Origin of the sequence: Lentzea sp. NPDC058450, from assembly GCF_042721395.1 — a bacterium.
Lineage (GTDB): Bacteria > Actinomycetota > Actinomycetes > Mycobacteriales > Pseudonocardiaceae > Lentzea.
The window spans coordinates 18,725-35,035 of record NZ_JBHXLO010000054.1 but is presented as its reverse complement, the minus strand read 5'-3'; the positions used below and the strand labels follow the sequence as shown (position 1 = coordinate 35,035).

Annotated in this window: 14 protein-coding genes and 1 riboswitch; of the genes, 7 read left to right on the top strand and 7 right to left on the bottom strand. The window is 69.4% G+C overall.

Annotated features, from left to right (window positions below):
• Window positions 1–246: 246 nt before the first annotated feature.
• The 6 genes from rsmA to ACFWNN_RS44250 all read left to right on the top strand — a co-directional run bounded on the left by rsmA (window position 247) and on the right by ACFWNN_RS44250 (window position 6,885).
• Window positions 247–1,068: a 16S rRNA (adenine(1518)-N(6)/adenine(1519)-N(6))-dimethyltransferase RsmA gene (gene rsmA, locus ACFWNN_RS44275; protein WP_382445973.1), complete on the top strand. Its 822-nt coding sequence runs from the start codon at window positions 247–249 to the stop codon at window positions 1,066–1,068.
• Window positions 1,069–1,156: 88 nt separating this feature from the next.
• Window positions 1,157–1,250: riboswitch (SAM riboswitch) on the top strand.
• Window positions 1,251–1,467: 217 nt separating this feature from the next.
• Complete coding sequence (locus ACFWNN_RS44270; RefSeq protein WP_382445970.1) at window positions 1,468–2,466, top strand: methionine ABC transporter ATP-binding protein; 999 nt, start codon at window positions 1,468–1,470, stop codon at window positions 2,464–2,466.
• Window positions 2,463–3,146 carry a methionine ABC transporter permease gene (locus ACFWNN_RS44265; protein WP_382445969.1) on the top strand — a complete coding sequence of 228 codons (684 nt, stop codon included), beginning with the start codon at window positions 2,463–2,465 and terminating at the stop codon, window positions 3,144–3,146. The genes ACFWNN_RS44270 and ACFWNN_RS44265 overlap by 4 nt, the downstream gene beginning before the upstream one ends.
• Window positions 3,147–3,174: 28 nt before the next feature.
• Window positions 3,175–3,975 (top strand): MetQ/NlpA family ABC transporter substrate-binding protein, encoded by an 801-nt coding sequence (locus ACFWNN_RS44260; protein ID WP_382445968.1) that lies wholly within the window; start codon window positions 3,175–3,177, stop codon window positions 3,973–3,975.
• A gap of 57 nt (window positions 3,976–4,032) precedes the next feature.
• The gene (locus tag ACFWNN_RS44255; protein WP_382445967.1) at window positions 4,033–4,995 is read left to right on the top strand and encodes a 4-(cytidine 5'-diphospho)-2-C-methyl-D-erythritol kinase; all 963 of its coding nucleotides are present in this window, start codon (window positions 4,033–4,035) and stop codon (window positions 4,993–4,995) included.
• 117 nt (window positions 4,996–5,112) lie between these two features.
• Window positions 5,113–6,885, top strand: coding sequence for an ABC-F family ATP-binding cassette domain-containing protein (locus tag ACFWNN_RS44250; RefSeq protein WP_382445966.1), 1,773 nt, complete (start codon window positions 5,113–5,115; stop codon window positions 6,883–6,885).
• Between the two features lie 29 nt (window positions 6,886–6,914).
• Here ACFWNN_RS44250 and ACFWNN_RS44245 read toward each other — a convergent pair whose 3' ends face one another.
• Window positions 6,915–8,297: a DivIVA domain-containing protein gene (locus ACFWNN_RS44245; RefSeq protein WP_382445965.1), complete on the bottom strand. Its 1,383-nt coding sequence runs from the start codon at window positions 8,295–8,297 to the stop codon at window positions 6,915–6,917.
• A 100-nt stretch (window positions 8,298–8,397) separates the two neighbouring features.
• Here ACFWNN_RS44245 and ACFWNN_RS44240 point away from each other — a divergent pair, with 100 nt between their 5' ends.
• Window positions 8,398–10,011, top strand: coding sequence for a fatty acyl-AMP ligase (locus ACFWNN_RS44240; protein ID WP_382445964.1), 1,614 nt, complete (start codon window positions 8,398–8,400; stop codon window positions 10,009–10,011).
• Here ACFWNN_RS44240 and pth read toward each other — a convergent pair.
• The 6 genes from pth to ACFWNN_RS44210 form a co-directional block, all read right to left on the bottom strand.
• Window positions 10,008–10,571 (bottom strand): aminoacyl-tRNA hydrolase, encoded by a 564-nt coding sequence (gene pth / locus ACFWNN_RS44235; protein ID WP_382445963.1) that lies wholly within the window; start codon window positions 10,569–10,571, stop codon window positions 10,008–10,010. The two genes, ACFWNN_RS44240 and pth, sit on opposite strands and share 4 nt — an antisense overlap.
• Entirely contained in the window at window positions 10,561–11,067 is a 507-nt protein-coding gene (locus tag ACFWNN_RS44230) for a DivIVA domain-containing protein (protein WP_382445962.1), read from the bottom strand. Before ACFWNN_RS44230 ends, pth begins: the two co-directional genes overlap by 11 nt.
• A 62-nt stretch (window positions 11,068–11,129) precedes the next feature.
• Window positions 11,130–11,732: a 50S ribosomal protein L25/general stress protein Ctc gene (locus ACFWNN_RS44225; RefSeq protein WP_382445961.1), complete on the bottom strand. Its 603-nt coding sequence runs from the start codon at window positions 11,730–11,732 to the stop codon at window positions 11,130–11,132.
• Between the two features lie 374 nt (window positions 11,733–12,106).
• Window positions 12,107–13,078: a ribose-phosphate diphosphokinase gene (locus ACFWNN_RS44220; protein ID WP_285643718.1), complete on the bottom strand. Its 972-nt coding sequence runs from the start codon at window positions 13,076–13,078 to the stop codon at window positions 12,107–12,109.
• A 14-nt stretch (window positions 13,079–13,092) separates the two neighbouring features.
• Complete coding sequence (glmU, locus tag ACFWNN_RS44215; protein ID WP_382445960.1) at window positions 13,093–14,565, bottom strand: bifunctional UDP-N-acetylglucosamine diphosphorylase/glucosamine-1-phosphate N-acetyltransferase GlmU; 1,473 nt, start codon at window positions 14,563–14,565, stop codon at window positions 13,093–13,095.
• A gap of 47 nt (window positions 14,566–14,612) precedes the next feature.
• Window positions 14,613–16,307, bottom strand: a complete 1,695-nt coding sequence (locus ACFWNN_RS44210) for a GGDEF domain-containing protein (protein ID WP_382445959.1) — start codon at window positions 16,305–16,307, stop codon at window positions 14,613–14,615.
• Window positions 16,308–16,311 lie beyond the last annotated feature (4 nt).

The window sequence follows — 16,311 nt, the reverse complement described above, 5'->3', positions numbered from 1 at the left end:
CCACGCACGCTTGAGATTGGGGCTTGACTTTGGGTGCGAGGTGCTAGCTTCTCGAGCTCGGCCGGGCGCTTTTCAGCCCGGCCTTTTCCGGCCGACCAGCACCTCGCAAGGGCCCCGAAGTCAAGCCCCAATCTCTATCGTCGCGCAGCGGCGATGAAATGACCCGGCTCGTCCGCAGTTGTCTTGCACCCAACCGGACCACCGCAGTGGCGACACAACGCGACCTGCGAGAATGCGGGAGTGAGCCTGCTGGGACCTGCCGAAGTCCGCCGCCTAGCCGCGGAACTGGACATCCGCCCAACCAAAAAACTGGGCCAGAACTTCGTGCACGACCCCAACACGGTCCGCAAGATCGTCACAGCCGCCGACCTCACCGAAGACGACATCGTCCTGGAGGTAGGCCCAGGCCTGGGCTCCCTGACCCTCGCCCTGCTCCCGGCGGCAAGCCAGGTCGTAGCGGTGGAAATCGACCCACCCCTGGCCCGAAGGCTCCCGCAGACGGCGCAAGAGCTCGACCCAGCCAACGCCCCCAAACTCCACGTGGTCGAGAAAGACGCCCTGAAAGTCACCCAAGAGGACCTGCCGGTACAACCCACCGCGATCGTCGCCAACCTCCCGTACAACGTCGCGGTCCCCGTCGTCCTACACCTCCTGGCCGAACTCCCGAGCCTCCAAAAGGGCCTGGTGATGGTCCAGGCCGAGGTGGCCGACCGGATGGCCGCGAAGCCGGGCAACAAGATCTACGGCGTCCCCAGCGTGAAGCTGGCCTGGTACGCCGAAGCCAAGAAGGCCGGCTCCATCGGCAAGAACGTCTTCTGGCCTGCCCCGAACGTCGACTCGGGCCTGGTTTCCTTCCGCAGGCACGAAAAGCCACTATCTACAGTGGACCGGAAGAAGCTCTTCCAGATCGTCGACGCGGCCTTCGCCCAGCGCCGCAAGACGCTGCGATCGGCCCTGAAGGCGTGGTCGCCGAACGTCGACGAGATCCTGGAAAAGGCCGGCATCGACCCGCAGCTCAGGGGCGAGCAGCTGTCGGTGATCGACTTCATCCGGATCGCCGAGGTCTAGGCCGGGGATCCTTCGGCCAACAGTGTGATCTGTCGAACGAATCGGATTCTGGCTTGCGCAACCGAACGTCCGTCCGGTTGACTGCTACTTGCCATCCGGAGCGACTGAGAGACCTGGCTCTACGACGTCGCAGCAACCACCCGCTGGATGCGGGCAGGTGCTAACGCCAGGACCGATGGAGGAGCACCATGGGTACCGTGCGAATGCTGACGCGCCGTCGAGTTGTCGACCAGTGCCGTCGCACCGCTTCTGCATGTCGTCGCCACCTCGTCTAAGGCGCCTTCTCAAAGTCCTTTGACGCGCACTCAAACGCAGAGTGGCGCACCCCCTGAGCAGCACACCTCGACCGCGCACGTCCACATCGGACGGTGTGCCGTCGCGCGCAGCCGTGGAGCAGAAGTGATCACTGTCGAAAACCTCACCAAGTCCTTCCAGGGCGTCTCCGCCCTCAACGGCGTGACCCTCGACGTCGAGGCCGGCACCGTGCTCGGTGTCGTCGGCCCGAGCGGCGCCGGCAAGTCGACGCTCGCCCGTTGCGTCGCGCTGCTGGAGCGTCCCGACTCCGGGGCGATCCGCGTCGACGGCACCGACATCACCAGCCTCGACGGCAGTGCCCTCCGCGCCGCGCGCCGGCAGATCGGCGTTGTGCCGCAAGGGGATTCGCTGCTCCGTCAGCGCACCGCGGCCGGCAACATCGCCCTGCCGCTCGAGTCCGCCGGCGTGCCCGGACCGCAGCGACGGACGAGGGTCGGCGAGCTGCTGGACCTCGTCGGGCTCACCGACAAGGCCGCCTCGTACCCCGACCAGCTGTCCGGCGGGCAGCGTCAGCGCATCGCCGTGGCGCGTGCGCTGGCCGCCAACCCGAGCGTCCTGCTCGCGGACGAGCCCACGAGTGCCCTCGACCCCGAGACGACCGGCTCCGTGCTGACCGTGCTCGACCGTGCGCGCGCTGAGCTCGGTGTGACCGTGCTCGTCGTCACGCACGACATGGGCGTGGTCCGGAAGATCTGCGACGACGTGGCCGTGCTGGAGCAGGGCAAGGTCGTCGAACACGGCAAGGTGCTCGACCTGGTCAACAACCCCGGCAGCCGCACGAGCAGCTCGCTGCTGCCCGCCGTGGACCTGAACCCGATCAACGAGAGCGCCTACGACCGCGTCGCGGACGTCGTGCTCGTCGGGTTCGCCGCGGTCGGCGCGCTGCTGCCCGAGGCCGCGCACCGGTTCGGCGTCGAGCTCAACATCGTCGGCGGTGGCCTGACGCGCCTCGGCGAGACGCCCGTCGCGCGGTTCCGGCTCGGCCTGAACGGTGAGCGGTCCGACTCCGCGCTGGAGTGGATCGGCGAGGCCGGCGGCGCTGTGCAGAGGTCCCTGAAGGGGCCGCAGGGAGTAGCTGCGTGAGGTCTGCAACACCCTGGTCCGACGTGATCGCGTATCTCGTCGAGGCCACCGGAGAAACGCTGTACATGGTCGGCGTCTCCACGGTCATCGCAACACTGCTCGGCGTTCCCGTGGGTGTTTGGCTTCAGCTCACCGCCAAGGGTGGGCTGCGGCCGAACGCCGCGGTGCACAGGATCCTCAGCTTCGTCACCGACCTGGGCCGCTCGATGCCGTTCATCGTGCTGCTCGTGGCGCTCACGTCGGTCACCCGGCTCATCGTGGGCGGCTCCATCGGCAGCACGGCGGTCATCGTGCCGCTGGCCGTGGGAGCGATCCCATTCGTCGGTCGGCTCGTGCAGAACATCCTGTCCGAGGTGCACGTGACCGTGGTCGAGGCCGCGATCACGACCGGAGCGAGCACCCTCAGGATCGTCCGCAGCGTGCTCATCCGCGAGTCGCTGCCCGCCCTGATCAACGCCATCGGCGTCACCGTGATCGCCCTCATCGGGTACTCGGCGATGGCCGGCGTGATCGGCGGCGGTGGCCTCGGTGACCTGGCCATCCGCGAGGGTTACCAGCGCTTCAACGACCGGATCCTGTGGAGCACCGTGGCGTGGCTCGCCGTGCTCACCACCGTGATCCAGTTCGGTTTCACCCGTGCCGCCCATGCGTCCGACCGGCGCCGGCACGCCTCAGTCTGACCCGTAGCAAATTCTCAAAAGGAACGTCATGCGTATTCGTGCTGCCCTCATCGCCGCAGTTTTGACCGGTATCACCGCTTTGTCCGCCTGCTCGGCCGGCACCTCCAGTGCCTCCGACACGCTCAAGGTCGGCGTCTCGCCGGTCCCGCACGCCCAGATCCTCAAGTACGTGGCCGACAACCTCGCCGCGCAGAAGGGTCTGAAGATCGAGGTCGTCGAGTTCACCGACTACGTGCAGCCGAACACGGCGCTGGTCGACGGGTCGCTCGACGCCAACTACTTCCAGACCGTCCCGTACCTGGAGACGTTCACCAAGGAGAGCGGCGCCAAGGTCGACTGGGTCCAGCCCGTCCACGTCGAACCGCTGGGTCTCTACTCCAAGAAGGCCAAGAAGCTCGACGAGCTGCCGCAGAACGCCAAGATCGCGGTCGCCAACGACGCCACCAACGAGGCCCGCGGCCTGAAGCTGCTGGAGGCGAACGGCCTGATCAAGCTCAAGCCCGTCGACCAGCCCACCGTCCGCGACCTGGCGGAGAACCCCAAGAACCTCCAGTTCGTGCCCCTGGAGGCCGCTCAGCTGCCGCGCTCGCTCGACGACACCGACGCGTCCGTCATCAACGGCAACTACGCGATCGACGCCGGTCTGAAGCCCGCCACCGACTCGCTCGCGCTGGAGAAGGCCGAGGGCAACCCGAACGCGAACGGCCTGGTCACCCGCACCGAGCTCAAGGACGACAAGCGGATCAAGGACCTGGCCGAGCTGCTCGGGTCGCAGCAGGTCAAGGACTACATCAAGCAGACGTTCAACGGTTCCGTCATCCCGGTGTGAGATCGGCTGTGACCGGGGGAGGAGTCCGGCGGGCCAGAACGCCCGTAGGCTGACGTGGTGCTCGCAGTCGTTCCACCCCCGGTCACAGTTCGCGTCCCGGCCAAGGTCAACCTGCACCTGGCCGTGGGTGACGTGCGCCCGGACGGTTACCACGACCTGGTGACGATCTTCCAGGCGCTGTCGCTGGTAGACGAGGTCACGGTCGCGGTAGCCGACGAGCCCGGCGTCGAGGTGCACGGCGAGGGCGCCGACCAGGTGCCCACCGGAGCCTCCAACCTCGCCTGGCGTGCCGTCCAGCTGCTGGCCGCGCACGTGGGCAGGGACGCGGACGACCCCAAGGTCCGCGTCGTCATCCGCAAGGCCATCCCGGTCGCGGGCGGCATGGCGGGCGGCAGCGCGGACGCGGCGGCGACGCTCGTCGGCCTGTCGTCGTTGTGGCGCCTCGACATCAGCCGTGACGAGCTGGCCGAACTGGCCGGCAAGCTCGGCGCCGACGTCCCGTTCGCCCTCTACGGCGGAACGGCGCTCGGCACCGGCCGCGGCGAACGGATCGTGCCCGTGCTGGCCCGCCACCAGTTCCACTGGGTGCTGGCGTTCGACCGCCGCGGACTGTCCACTCCGGACGTCTTCGACGAGCTGGACCGCCTGCGCGCGGAGGGAGATCCGCCCCGCGTGGGCGAGGTCGAGGCCGTGCTCGAAGGACTTTCCTCCGGCGACCCGCGCCAGCTCGCGTTGCTGCTCGGCAACGACCTCCAGGCCGCCGCCGTGTCGTTGCGGCCCAACCTGCGCCGCACGCTGCGCGCGGGCGTCGACGCGGGCGCGCTCGCCGGCATCGTGTCAGGCTCCGGCCCCACGACGGCGTTCCTGTGCGAGGACGGCGACGCCGCGGTGAAGGTGGCCGCCGAGCTCGCCGGCGCCGGTGTGTGCCGCACGGTCCGCGTGGCGCACGGCCCGGTGCCCGGTGCGCGCGTGATCACGACGGAGGAGCCGAAGCCCATCCCGCCCGAGGTGCACGCGTAGTCCGTCCGGCCGATCGCGCGCTGCGGGCTCGCTCCCCGGACAAGGCTGGCGATCAGGGCCTTTGGCCCCGGTGGGTAGCCTTCGTCGGGCAGTTTCTTCCGAAGTCGTGAGGTTTTGATGGCCAACCTGGTCAACCTGGAGTCCGTGGCGAAGTCGTTCGGCGTCCGGCCGCTGCTCGACCGCGTGTCGCTCGGCGTCAACGAGGGCGACCGCATCGGCGTCGTCGGCCTGAACGGCGGCGGCAAGACGACGCTGCTCGAGGTCCTGGCCGGGGTGGAGCCCGCGGACGACGGCCGGGTGTCCCGGTCGCGCGACCTGCGGATGGCCGTCGTGACGCAGCGGACCGAGCTGCCCGAGGGGTCGACCGTGCGCAACGCGGTGATCGACCCGCTCGGGTTCGACGCCGAGCACGAGTGGGCCTCCGACGCCCGCGTCCGGTCCATTTTGGACGGTCTGGGGATCACGGCGCTGGGCCTCGACTCGGTGGTCAGCAGGATGTCCGGTGGCGAAAGGCGCCGCGTCGTCCTCGCGGCCGCGCTGATCCAGGACCTCGAGCTCCTCGTGCTCGACGAGCCGACCAACCACCTCGACGTCGAGGGCGTGCGGTGGCTCGCGGAACACCTGCTGTCCCGCAAGTGCGCGCTCGTCGTCGTCACCCACGACCGGTGGTTCCTCGACACGGTCTGCAACCGCACGTGGGAAGTGGTGAACGGCAAGGTCGAGCAGTACGAGGGCGGCTACGCCGACTGGATCTTCGCGCGCGCCGAGCGGCAGCGTCTCGCGGACACGCTGGAGGAGAAGCGGCAGAACCTGGCGCGCAAAGAGCTCGCCTGGTTGCGCCGCGGCGCGCCCGCCCGCACCTCCAAGCCCCGCTACCGGATCGAGGCCGCCGAGGCGTTGATCGCGGACGTGCCTCCGTTGCGCGACAACGTCGAGCTGCTCGCGTTCGCGAAGAAGCGCCTGGGCCGCACGGTCATCGAGATCGAGGACGCCACACTGTCCATTCCGGACCGGGTGCTGGTGCGCGACCTGACGTGGCGGATCGGGCCCGGCGAGCGGATCGGTCTGGTCGGCGTCAACGGATCGGGCAAGACGACGCTGCTGAAGCTGCTGGCCGGCGAACGCGAAACCGAGACGGGCAAGCGGATCCAGGGGTCGACCGTCAAGATCGCGCACCTGTCGCAGGAACTGCTCGACCTCAACGGGTCCATGCGCGTGCTGGAGGCGATCGAGGAGGTCGCCCGGCGCGTCGTGCTCGGCAAGTACGAGATGTCGGCCTCGCAGCTGGGCGAGCGGTTCGGCTTCTCGTCGCAGAAGCAGTGGACGCCCGTCTCGGACCTCTCCGGCGGCGAGCGGCGCCGGTTGCAGCTGTGCCGGCTGCTGATGGCCGAGCCGAACGTCCTGCTGCTCGACGAGCCGACGAACGACCTCGACATCGACACGTTGCAGCAGCTGGAAGACCTGCTCGACTCCTGGGCCGGCACGCTCGTCGTGATCTCGCACGACCGCTACCTCGTCGAGCGCGTCTGCGACAAGGTCGTCGCGCTGTTCGGCGACGGCGGCCTGACCGAGCTGCCCGGCGGCATCGAGGAGTACCTGAAGCGCCGCGACTCGCTGCGCGACAGGGAGAGCGCCGCCGCCGCGCCCGCCGCCGAGAAGGCGCCGTCGAACGCCGCCGACCAGCGGGCCGCCCGCAAGGAGCTGGCCCGGTTGGAGCGCCGGCTCGAGGTGCTGCACAAGAAGGAAGCCGAGCTGCACGCGGCTCTCGCCGAGGCCGCGACCGAGCCGGACAGGCTGCTGAAGCTCGACGCCGAGCTCCGCGCCGTGCTGGCGGAGGAGTCCGAAGTGGAGACCGCCTGGATGGTCGCGGCGGAGGTCGTCGAAGGCTGAGACGTGCGGCCCACGGCGGGCCGCGCGTCCTAACGTCCCTTGCGGCGCAGTTCGTCGGCGAGTTGCGGCAACAGCTCGTCGATGAACGCCGTGTCGTAGCCCTGCCCGGACAGCAGCGCGTAGCTGAAGCGCGCCTTCATGACCTCCTCGGAGGACGCGCCGAGCATGCCGTCGAGCGCGACGCCGATCTCCTCCAGCATCCGGTCGACCTGCGCGGTGCGGTATCCGCGCTGGCCCGACGCCGCCTGCGGGATCCGCAGCTGGCGCAGGTCCTTCCACGACTTCACCTGCGGCATGCTGCTGCGCATCGGCCCGGAGAGCTGCTGCTCGATCGCGGTGAGGAACGCGTCGACCTCGGTCTCGTCGTAGCCACGTCGTCCGATGAGCGGACGGGAGAACCGGATGTCGCGGACGTCCTTCGCGGTCAGGTTGTCCTGGCCGAGCAACGTGGCCTCGATGCGGTCGAGGAACGCGTCCACCTGGGACTCCTGGTAGCCGCGGCGGCCACGGGGAGGACGGTGGAACGCGATGTCGCGGATGTCGGCGGCGGTGAGCTTCGGCGCGTCGATCGACTGCTGCGACGCGGGCTGCTGGGCCGGGGGACGCGGCGGGGACGGCTGCTGCTGGGAACGTTGCTGGGAGCGCGGCTGCTCCTGGCGTTGTCCTTGGCGTCGTTCCTCGCGTCGTTCCTGGCGAGAGGCCGGCTGGGGGCCGCGCTGCTGCGGCCGTTGCTGCTGCTGGGGGAGCGGCGGGAGCACCGTGGTCGGCGGCCCCATGTCCCTCGGGGGCGGCGCGACCTCGAACATCAGGACCACGAGGTCGAGGAACGTGTCGACGTCTTCCTCGTCGTAGCCGAACGTGCCGGGCGCGGTTTCGCCGAACACGGCGTCCTGCACCTGCTGGGCCGTCAGGTTGTCCCTGCCGCGCAGCGTCTGCTCGATGCGGTCGAGGAACGCGTCGATCTGCCCCTCGTGGTACCCGCGGGTCCCCGGTCTGGGCTTGTGGAAGCGCACAGCGGCCACGTCGTCGGGCGATAACCGGACCGCGGGTCTCATCGCCTGCGACGTGGCGTGCGCGCCCTTGGCGGGCGCTGAGGCCTGCTGACGCTGCGGAGTCGACCGCAACGTGTCCGCGACGAGTTCCATGAAGACGTTGACCTCGTTCACGTCGTAGCCCGGGTCGCGGGTCGCCGTGCTGAACTTGACGTTGAGGACGTCTTCGCGCGTGAGGATGTCCTTGCTCTTCATGGTGCCCTCGACCCTGTCGAGGAACGCGTCCACCTCAGCCGCGTCGTAGCCGCGCTGCCCACTGGGGGGCCGGTGGAACGCGACCAGCGCCACGTCCTGCGCGGAGAGCAGAGGAGCCGGATGCGCGGGTAGACGATGCTGCGCTCCGGGACCGCCCCGATCCACCAATGACCTCCTCCTGCGTACCTGTACTGGGGAGTATCGCGTTTCGCGTGGCATAACGTTTCGCCCTGATGGACCAAACGGCGCCACTACGATCGCGAACATGAGTCAGTTCGTGGATGTGATGCTGGCGACGGCTTCCAACGGCCGGGACAGGGGCATGACGACGGGTGAACCCGCCGCGCCCGTCCGCCGGACCTGGGCCGAGGTGCACGAACGCGCCCGGCGGATGGCCGGTGCGCTCGACGTGGCGCCGGGCACCGCCATCGCCGTGCTCGCCGCCGAACCAGCCGTGATCGCCCCAGCCGTGCAAGCTGCATGGCTGTGTGGTGGCAGCGTCACGATGTTGCATCAACCCACACCACGCACCGACCTGGCCGAGTGGGCCGAGGACACGCTGCGGGTGCTCGCCATGATCGATTCGCGTCTGGTCCTGCTCGGCAGCCCTTTCGACGCCCTGGCTGCCGTTCTGGACCAGCACGGAGTGCCGTACCGACTGCTCTCCGAACTCGACGCGGAACCGATCGCTGCTCCTGTTCCCACCGACGAGGATGCCACGGCACTGCTGCAGTTGACGAGTGGCTCCACCGCCGATCCCAAGGCGGTGCGAATCACGCACCGCAACCTGATGGCGAACGCACGTGGCATGGAGATCGCGGCGGCCCTCGATCCGTCGTCTGACGTGATGATTTCCTGGCTGCCGTTGTTCCACGACATGGGGATGGTCGGCTTCCTGACCGTCCCGATGCTGTTCGGCCTGGAACTGGTGAAGGTCACCCCTGTCGACTTCCTGTCGCGTCCTACGTTGTGGGCCGACCTGATCACCCGCTACCGGGGCACGATCACCGCAGCTCCGAACTTCGCCTACGCGATCGTGGCGCGTCGCCTGGCCTCGTCTTCCGACGCGTTCGACCTGTCCTCGATGCGGCTGGCGCTGAACGGGGCCGAGCCGATCGACCCGGCCGCCGTCGAGGCGTTCGTGGTGGCCGGTGAGCGGTTCGGGTTGCGTCCGGAGTCGATCCTGGCGGCCTACGGCATGGCGGAGACCACTCTGGGTGTGGCTTTCGCGCCTCTGTTCACCGGGCTGTCGGTGGATGTCGTGGACGCCGACGCGTTGGAGGCCGAGCATCGTGCCGTGCCCACTGAGGGTGGGCGTGCGTTCCCGTTGCTGGGGCCGCCGTTGCCGGGGCTGGAGCTGCGGGTGGTGTCGGACTCCGGTGAGGTGCTGGGTGTCCGGGACGTCGGTGAGCTCCAGATCCGGGGTGAGGCCGTTACTCCCGGGTATCTGACTGTGGACGGTCCTCTGGCCACTCAGGACGCCGAGGGCTGGCTGTCCACCGGGGACCTCGGGTATCTGGTGGAGGACGGCCAGGTCGTCGTCTGCGGGCGGCGCAAGGACGTCATCATCATGGGCGGCCGGAACATCTATCCGACCGATGTGGAGCGTGCCGCGTGCTCCGTCGAGGGCGTGCGGGCCGGTAACGCTGTTGCGGTTCGGCTGGACGCGGGGACTAAGCGGGAGCGGTTCGCCGTCGTGCTGGAGTCGAAGCTCGCCGGGGATCCTGACGCGGAGAAGGAGCTCGTGAAGCAGGTGACGGCCCGGGTCGTGGACGCGGTCGGGTTGCGGCCGTTCGCCGTGGTGGTGCAGCCGCCGGGGACGTTGCCGAAGACGCCGTCGGGCAAGCTGCGGCGGTCTGCGGCGGCCGAGCTGGTCTAGTGGTAGGTGTTCTGCGCGGCTTCGAGGCCCTTGGTGACCAGGGCCTCGGCCGCGTCGGCCGCCCGGTCGATCTCCAGCACCAGCTGCTTGCGCTCGACCGTCGAGAAGTCCTTCAGGACGTAGTCGGCGGGGTCCTGGCGGCCGGACGGGCGGTCCACGCCGAAGCGCAGGCGGTGGTAGTCCTTGGTGGCCAGGGACTTCGTGATGGAGCGGAGTCCGTTGTGGCCGTTGTCACCGCCGCCGAGCTTCATCCGCAGCTGGGCGAACGGGAGGTCCAGCTCGTCGTGGATCACGACGATGGTGGTCGGCTTGAAGAACTTCACCGCGCTCGCGACGGGGCCGCCGGAGAGGTTCATGAAGCTGCGGGGCTTGGCTAGCACGACGCGGTGGCCGGACAGGCGGCCCTCGACGATCTCGGCGCCCGACTTGTGCGCCTTGAACTTGCCGCCCACGCGTGCGGCCAGCTCGTCGAGGACGAGGAAGCCGATGTTGTGGCGGTTGCCCTCGTACTTGGGGCCTGGGTTGCCCAGCCCGACGATGAGGGCGAGGTCAGCGTCCACGGAACCGCAACTCCTGCTCGAGATCGTCCAGCAACGTGTCCACGGCCTGCACCTGGTACCCCTTGCCCAGCAGGCCGGACGTGGTGCTGAACCGGGTGTTGCGGACCTCGGTGGAGGTCATGGAGCCCCGGCCGTCCAGGTTGGCCGCGGCACGGGCGATGAAGGCGTCGACCTCGGCGCGATCGTAGCCGGTGCCGGTCTTGCCGAGCTTGCGCGCGTGCAGGTCCTCACCGGAGTTGAGGCCCGTGGGCGGCACGATGCCGTTGCGGATCTGGAACTCCAGCAGGTGCAGCACGCCGTCGACGCTGAGCGGGTCGTAGCCGTTGGGGACCGCGGCGAACCGGACGGTGCGCACGTGGTCCGGGTTCAGCCGCAGCCTGCCGGCCAGCGCGTCGGCGACGATCTGCAGGAACTCGTTGACCTGGTCCGGGTCGTAGCCCTGGCGCTTGCGGCGGAAGGTCTTCGACCGGACGTCGGCCGGGCGCAGGTACTGCAACGGCGCGCCGCCCCCCTCGTGAGGAGGCGACGCGCCGTCGTTTCTGCCCGACGTGATGGGGCTCAGCTTTCCTCGGAGGCCTCGGCCGGAGCGGCCGCCTCGTCACCCTCGAGCTGCGCCGCGGACGGCGCCTCGTTCACGGCGACGATCAGGGCCTCGGCGTCGGTGGCCAGGCTGACGCCCTCCGGCAGGGTCAGGTCGCCGGCGTGGATCTGGGTGCCGGCCTCCTTGCCCTCGATCGAGAGCTCGACCTGCTCCGGGATGTTCAGGGCGTCGGCCTCGACGGTGATCGTCGTGGCGTCCTGCGTGACGAGCGTGCCCGACTGGGCCTCACCGGTCACGACGACGGGGATGTCGACGGTGACCTTCTCGCCGCGCTTCACGAGCAGCAGGTCGACGTGCTCGATGTAGTTCTTGATCGGGTGCGTGGTGACGGTCTTGGTCAGAGCCAGCTCAGCCGCGCCGTCGAGGGCGAGGGTGAGGACGGCGTTCTGACCGTGCTCGCGGACCACACGGGCGAACTCCAGCGCCGGCAGGGCCAGGTGCTTGGGGTCGGAACCGTGGCCGTAGAGCACCGCGGGGATCTTGCCGGCGCGACGGGTGCGGCGGGCTGCGCCCTTGCCGAATTCGGTGCGCTGCTCAGCGGCGAGACGAACCTCGGACACGGTGGGGTACTCCTTACAAGTCTGGCCTTGTACGTCGGGGCGGTGCACAAGTTTGTGGTTCAGCGTGTTCAGCTCTGGGTGGTGGCCTGCGGCGGCGAGCAGCGCGGAAATAGGGGTCAACACGCGCGGCATCAAGCCACCGCGTCGATCACGCCGAGCTGGGGAGCTCGCCCTCGCCGAGGCAACCCGACCAGTGTAGGTGAGCTGGAGTCAGGGGCCTAATCGGGGGTGCGCTCAAGCGGGTGAACCTGAGCGCGTCGGGTTGCGGGCTCGCCTGATTCCGGCTGAGCGGGCAACACCGCGCCCGGGTCGGCGCCGCCTGCAAGCCGAAGGGCCTCCCGCAAGCCGCAGGAGGCCCCTCGAGCCGAGAGAGGTCAGGCGTTGCCGTCGAACAGCGAGGTGACGGAGCCGTCCTCGAACACTTCCTGGATCACGCGCGCGAGGAGCGGCGCGATGGACAGGACGGTCATGTTCGGGAAGCGCTTCTCCGCCGGGATGGGCAGCGTGTCGGTGAACACGACCTCGCGGGCGCCCGAGTCCTGCAGGCGCTGGGTGGCGGGGCCCGAGAGGATGCCGTGCGTGGCCGCGATGACCACGTCGGAGGCGCCCTCGTTCAACAGCTGCTTGACGGCGCCGGCGATGGTGCCGCCGGTGTCGACCATGTCGTCGATCACGATGCAGAGGCGGCCCTCGACCTTGCCGACGACGCGGTTCGAGACCACCTCGTTCGGGCGCAGCGGGTCGCGGGTCTTGTGGATGAACGCGATCGGGGCGCCGCCGAGGGTGTCCGCCCACTTCTCGGCCAGCTTGGTGCGGCCCGAGTCGGGGGAGACGACGGTGATCTCGTGGCCCGCGTACTTGCCGCGGATGTGGTCGGCCAGCAGCGGCATGGCCCACAGGTGGTCGACCGGGCCGTCGAAGAAGCCCTGGATCTGCGCGGTGTGCAGGTCCACCGACACGAGCCGGTCGGCGCCCGCGGTCTTGAACAGGTCGGCGACCAGGCGCGCGGAGATCGGTTCGCGGCCGCGGTGCTTCTTGTCCTGACGGCTGTACGGGTAGAACGGCATGATCACCGTGATGCGCTTGGCCGAGGCGCGCTTCAGGGCGTCGACCATGATCAGCTGTTCCATCAGCCACTGGTTGATGGGCGCGGTGTGCGACTGGATGACGAAGGCGTCGCAGCCGCGCACGGACTCCTCGAAGCGGACGAAGATCTCGCCGTTCGCGAAGTCGTAGGCGGACTGCGGGGTCACCGTGACGTTGAGGTGCTTCGAGACCTCTTCAGTCAACTCCGGATAGGCACGCCCGCCGAAGAGCATCAGGTTCTTCTTCGGTGTGCCGGGCATCTGCGGGTTCACAGTCAGCGACCCTCCTCTGTCTTCTCGTCGGCATTCTGCTTCGCCAGGGCCTCGGCTGCCGCCTGAGCCGCTGCCGTTCCCTCGCGGCGGCTGATGACCCAGCCCTCGAGGTTGCGCTGCGGGCCTCCGGACACGGCGAGCGCGCCCGGCGGAACGTTGCGGCGCAGGACCGTGCCCGCGCCCGTGTACGCGCCGTCGCCCACGGTCACCGGTGCCACGAACATGTTGTCCGAGCCGGTGCGGCAGTGGGAACCGACGATCGTGCGGTGCTTGTTCACCCCGTCGTAGTTGACGGTGACCGAAGCCGCGCCGATGTTGCTGTGCTCGCCGATCGTGGCGTCGCCGATGTAGGACAGGTGGGGGACCTTCGAACCGGCGCCGATGGACGAGTTCTTCGTCTCCACGAACGTGCCGATCTTGCCCTTCACGCCTAGAGAGGTGCCTGGGCGGAGGTAGGCGAACGGGCCGACGGACGCGTTGTCGCCGATCACCGAGTCGCTGCCGTGGGTCCGCACTACCGAGGCGCCGTCGCCCACGGTCACGCCCGACAGCGTCGTGTCGGGACCGACCACCGCACGCGACCCGATCACCGTGCCCGCGCGGAGCTGCACGTTCGGCTCGATCAGGGCGTCCTGGCCGACGGTCACGTCCGCGTCCACCCACACCGAGGCGGGGTCGACGACGGTGACGCCGCCGCGCATCAGGCCCTCGACGATGCGGCGGTTCATCTCGGCGCCGACGGCCGCGAGCTGCACGCGGTCGTTGATGCCCTCGACCAGCCACCGGTCGGACGCGATCAGCGCGCCGACCCGCAGGCCGTCGCCGCGCGCGATGCCCAGCACGTCGGTCAGGTAGAGCTCGCCCTGCGCGTTGTCGGTGGACAACCGCGAGAGCCCGTCGCGCAGCACCGCCGCGTCGAACGCGTACACACCCGAGTTGATCTCGGTGATGAGCTGCTCCGTGGAGGAGGCGTCCTTCTGCTCGACGATCCGCAGCACGGTGCCGTCGGAGTCGCGCACGATCCGGCCGTACCCGGTGGGGTTCTCCACCACGGCCGTCAGGACGGTGACCGCGTTGCCCGCTTCCGCGTGCTCGGCGAGCAGTGCGGCGAACGTCTGGGTGTCCAGCAGCGGCACGTCGCCGTAGCTGACGATCACCGTGCCGCCGAGGTCGTCCGGCAGCTCGGCGAGGCCGCACGAGACCGCGTGGCCCGTGCCCTTCTGCTCGGACTGCACGGCGACGGTGACCTTGCGGCCCAACGCCCCGGCGAGAGATTCCAGATGCTCAGTGACTGCTTCACGGCCGTGTCCGACGACGACGGCGAGGTGGTCGGGGTCTGTGCCGGCCGCCGCGCGCACCGCGTGTTCGACGAGTGAGCGTCCGGCGATCCGATGCAGCACCTTGGGCGTGGACGACCGCATGCGGGTGCCTTCCCCGGCGGCGAGCACGACCGTGCTGACAGGGCCCTCGAGCATCAATGCTCTCCCTAACAGGCTGGGTGGTTCGAAGTCCGCCGACCAGCCTAGGCCTCCGCGGACGGCTCTCCAGCCACCGCGGCCACCTGGCAGCCACCTTGACGCTTCGCCACGTACATCGCCGAGTCTGCCCTTGACAGGGCCTGATTCGCCGTTTCGCGGGGCCGCAGGGAGATCACGCCGACCGACAGCGTCACCCCTCTGGAGAGGTCGATTGGCAGGCCTGCCACGGCATCCACGGCCCTGCCCAGTGCGGCTTCGGCGGCGTGCAGAGGGGCACCCGGCAGCAGCACGACGAACTCGTCGCCGCCGTAGCGGGCCACCATGTCGTCACCCCGCAGGGCCTGCCGGAGTGTGCTGGCAATCACCCGGAGGACATCATCACCCTCGGCATGTGAATGCCGGTCGTTCACGCCCTTGAAGCCGTCGAGGTCGACCAGCGCGATCGAGAACGGGTCGACCTGACCGGCGATGAGCTCGCCCATCTTGTCGTCGAGCGCGCGCCGGTTCGGCAGCCCCGTCAGCGGGTCCTGCAACGCCTGCTGCGCGATCTGGCCGTGTGCGCGCGTCAGCCGTTCGTGTTCGCGGCGGGTCTGCAACGTGGCCACGCGCGACTCGCGCATCTGCCACAGCTCCAGCTCCAGGGCCGCGTTGTACGACTGCAACGCCGACGTCGTGTGCGGGCCGCAGAGGTGCGCGTACTCGCGTTCCAGCGACAGCACCAGCGACGGTTCCGACGTGTCGTGCTCCATCTGCGTGCGCGTGTCGTCGAGGACCTTCAGCGCGTCGTCCAGCCGGTTCGCCTCGACGAGGCACCGGGCCAGCGCGATCGCGACGATGATCAGCTCCCGCGCGTACATCGACAGGCCGCGCAACGACCACAGCCGGTCGAGGTGGCGCTCGGCCGGGTGCGTCAGCGCGTGGGCGGCGCCGAGGATCGGCACCTGCTCGGCGGCGTCGAGGTCGCGCCTGCCGGGGTGCAGCGACTGCCGGAACGGCACCTCGGCGGCCTCGGCGAGCCCGGACGCCATCCGGAACTGCTCGGCCGCGGCGTCGTGCAGGTTCACCCGTTCGAGGCGCATGCCCCAGCCGATCCGCAGCCGCGCGCGGTTGACCAGGTGCACGTAGATCTGGTGGGGCTGGCCGCTCTCGCGCAACGCGTTGTTCGCGCCCGCCAGCACGTCGTCCGCCATCTCGTAGACGCCGAGCTGGGTCAGCACCAGCGCGATGTCCTGGAACGTGTTGGCCAGCAGCTGGTCCCAGACGCGCTTGTCGAAGACCGGGTCCACGTCCGGTTCCTCGTCGAGCATCATCGCGAGCGCCGACGCGATCTCGGTCAGCGCCTTGTCCTCGGCGTTGCCCAGCAGGAACCGGCGTCCGCGCAACGCCCGCGCGTCCGCCTCCAGCACGATCAGGCCGTGGCGGCGGCAGTGGGAGAGCATCTCGTCGAGCTGGGGGTCGGACATGTCGACCAGCCCCGGCGTGACCAACCGGACCACGGCCGCGGCTCTGAGCAGCTGCGCGACGATGCGGGGCTCTCCGCGGCCCTGCGCCTCGGCGAGGATGCGGTCGATCTCGGAGGCCGCGTCCAGCTGCGCGGCGAGGTGGCTGCTCTGGGCCACGGCGACAAGCTCGGACGCGCGACCCACCAGCCACGCATCTGACATCTCGTGATGGCGGTGGCCCACGTTGCCCTGCTCGTCGACCGTTTCCTCGGGCAGCTTCGCACCTCCCAAAGACACCCTG

What these genes read in the sequence shown, in the direction of transcription:
- ACFWNN_RS44260 (WP_382445968.1), top strand. Translation starts at nt 3,175, where the DNA reads ATGCGTATTCGTGCTGCCCTCATCGCCGCAGTTTTGACCGGTATCACC.
- ACFWNN_RS44250 (WP_382445966.1), top strand. Translation starts at nt 5,113, where the DNA reads ATGGCCAACCTGGTCAACCTGGAGTCCGTGGCGAAGTCGTTCGGCGTC.
- ACFWNN_RS44240 (WP_382445964.1), top strand. Translation starts at nt 8,398, where the DNA reads ATGAGTCAGTTCGTGGATGTGATGCTGGCGACGGCTTCCAACGGCCGG.
- ACFWNN_RS44220 (WP_285643718.1), bottom strand. Translation starts at nt 13,078, where the DNA reads ATGCCCGGCACACCGAAGAAGAACCTGATGCTCTTCGGCGGGCGTGCC.
- glmU (WP_382445960.1), bottom strand. Translation starts at nt 14,565, where the DNA reads ATGCTCGAGGGCCCTGTCAGCACGGTCGTGCTCGCCGCCGGGGAAGGC.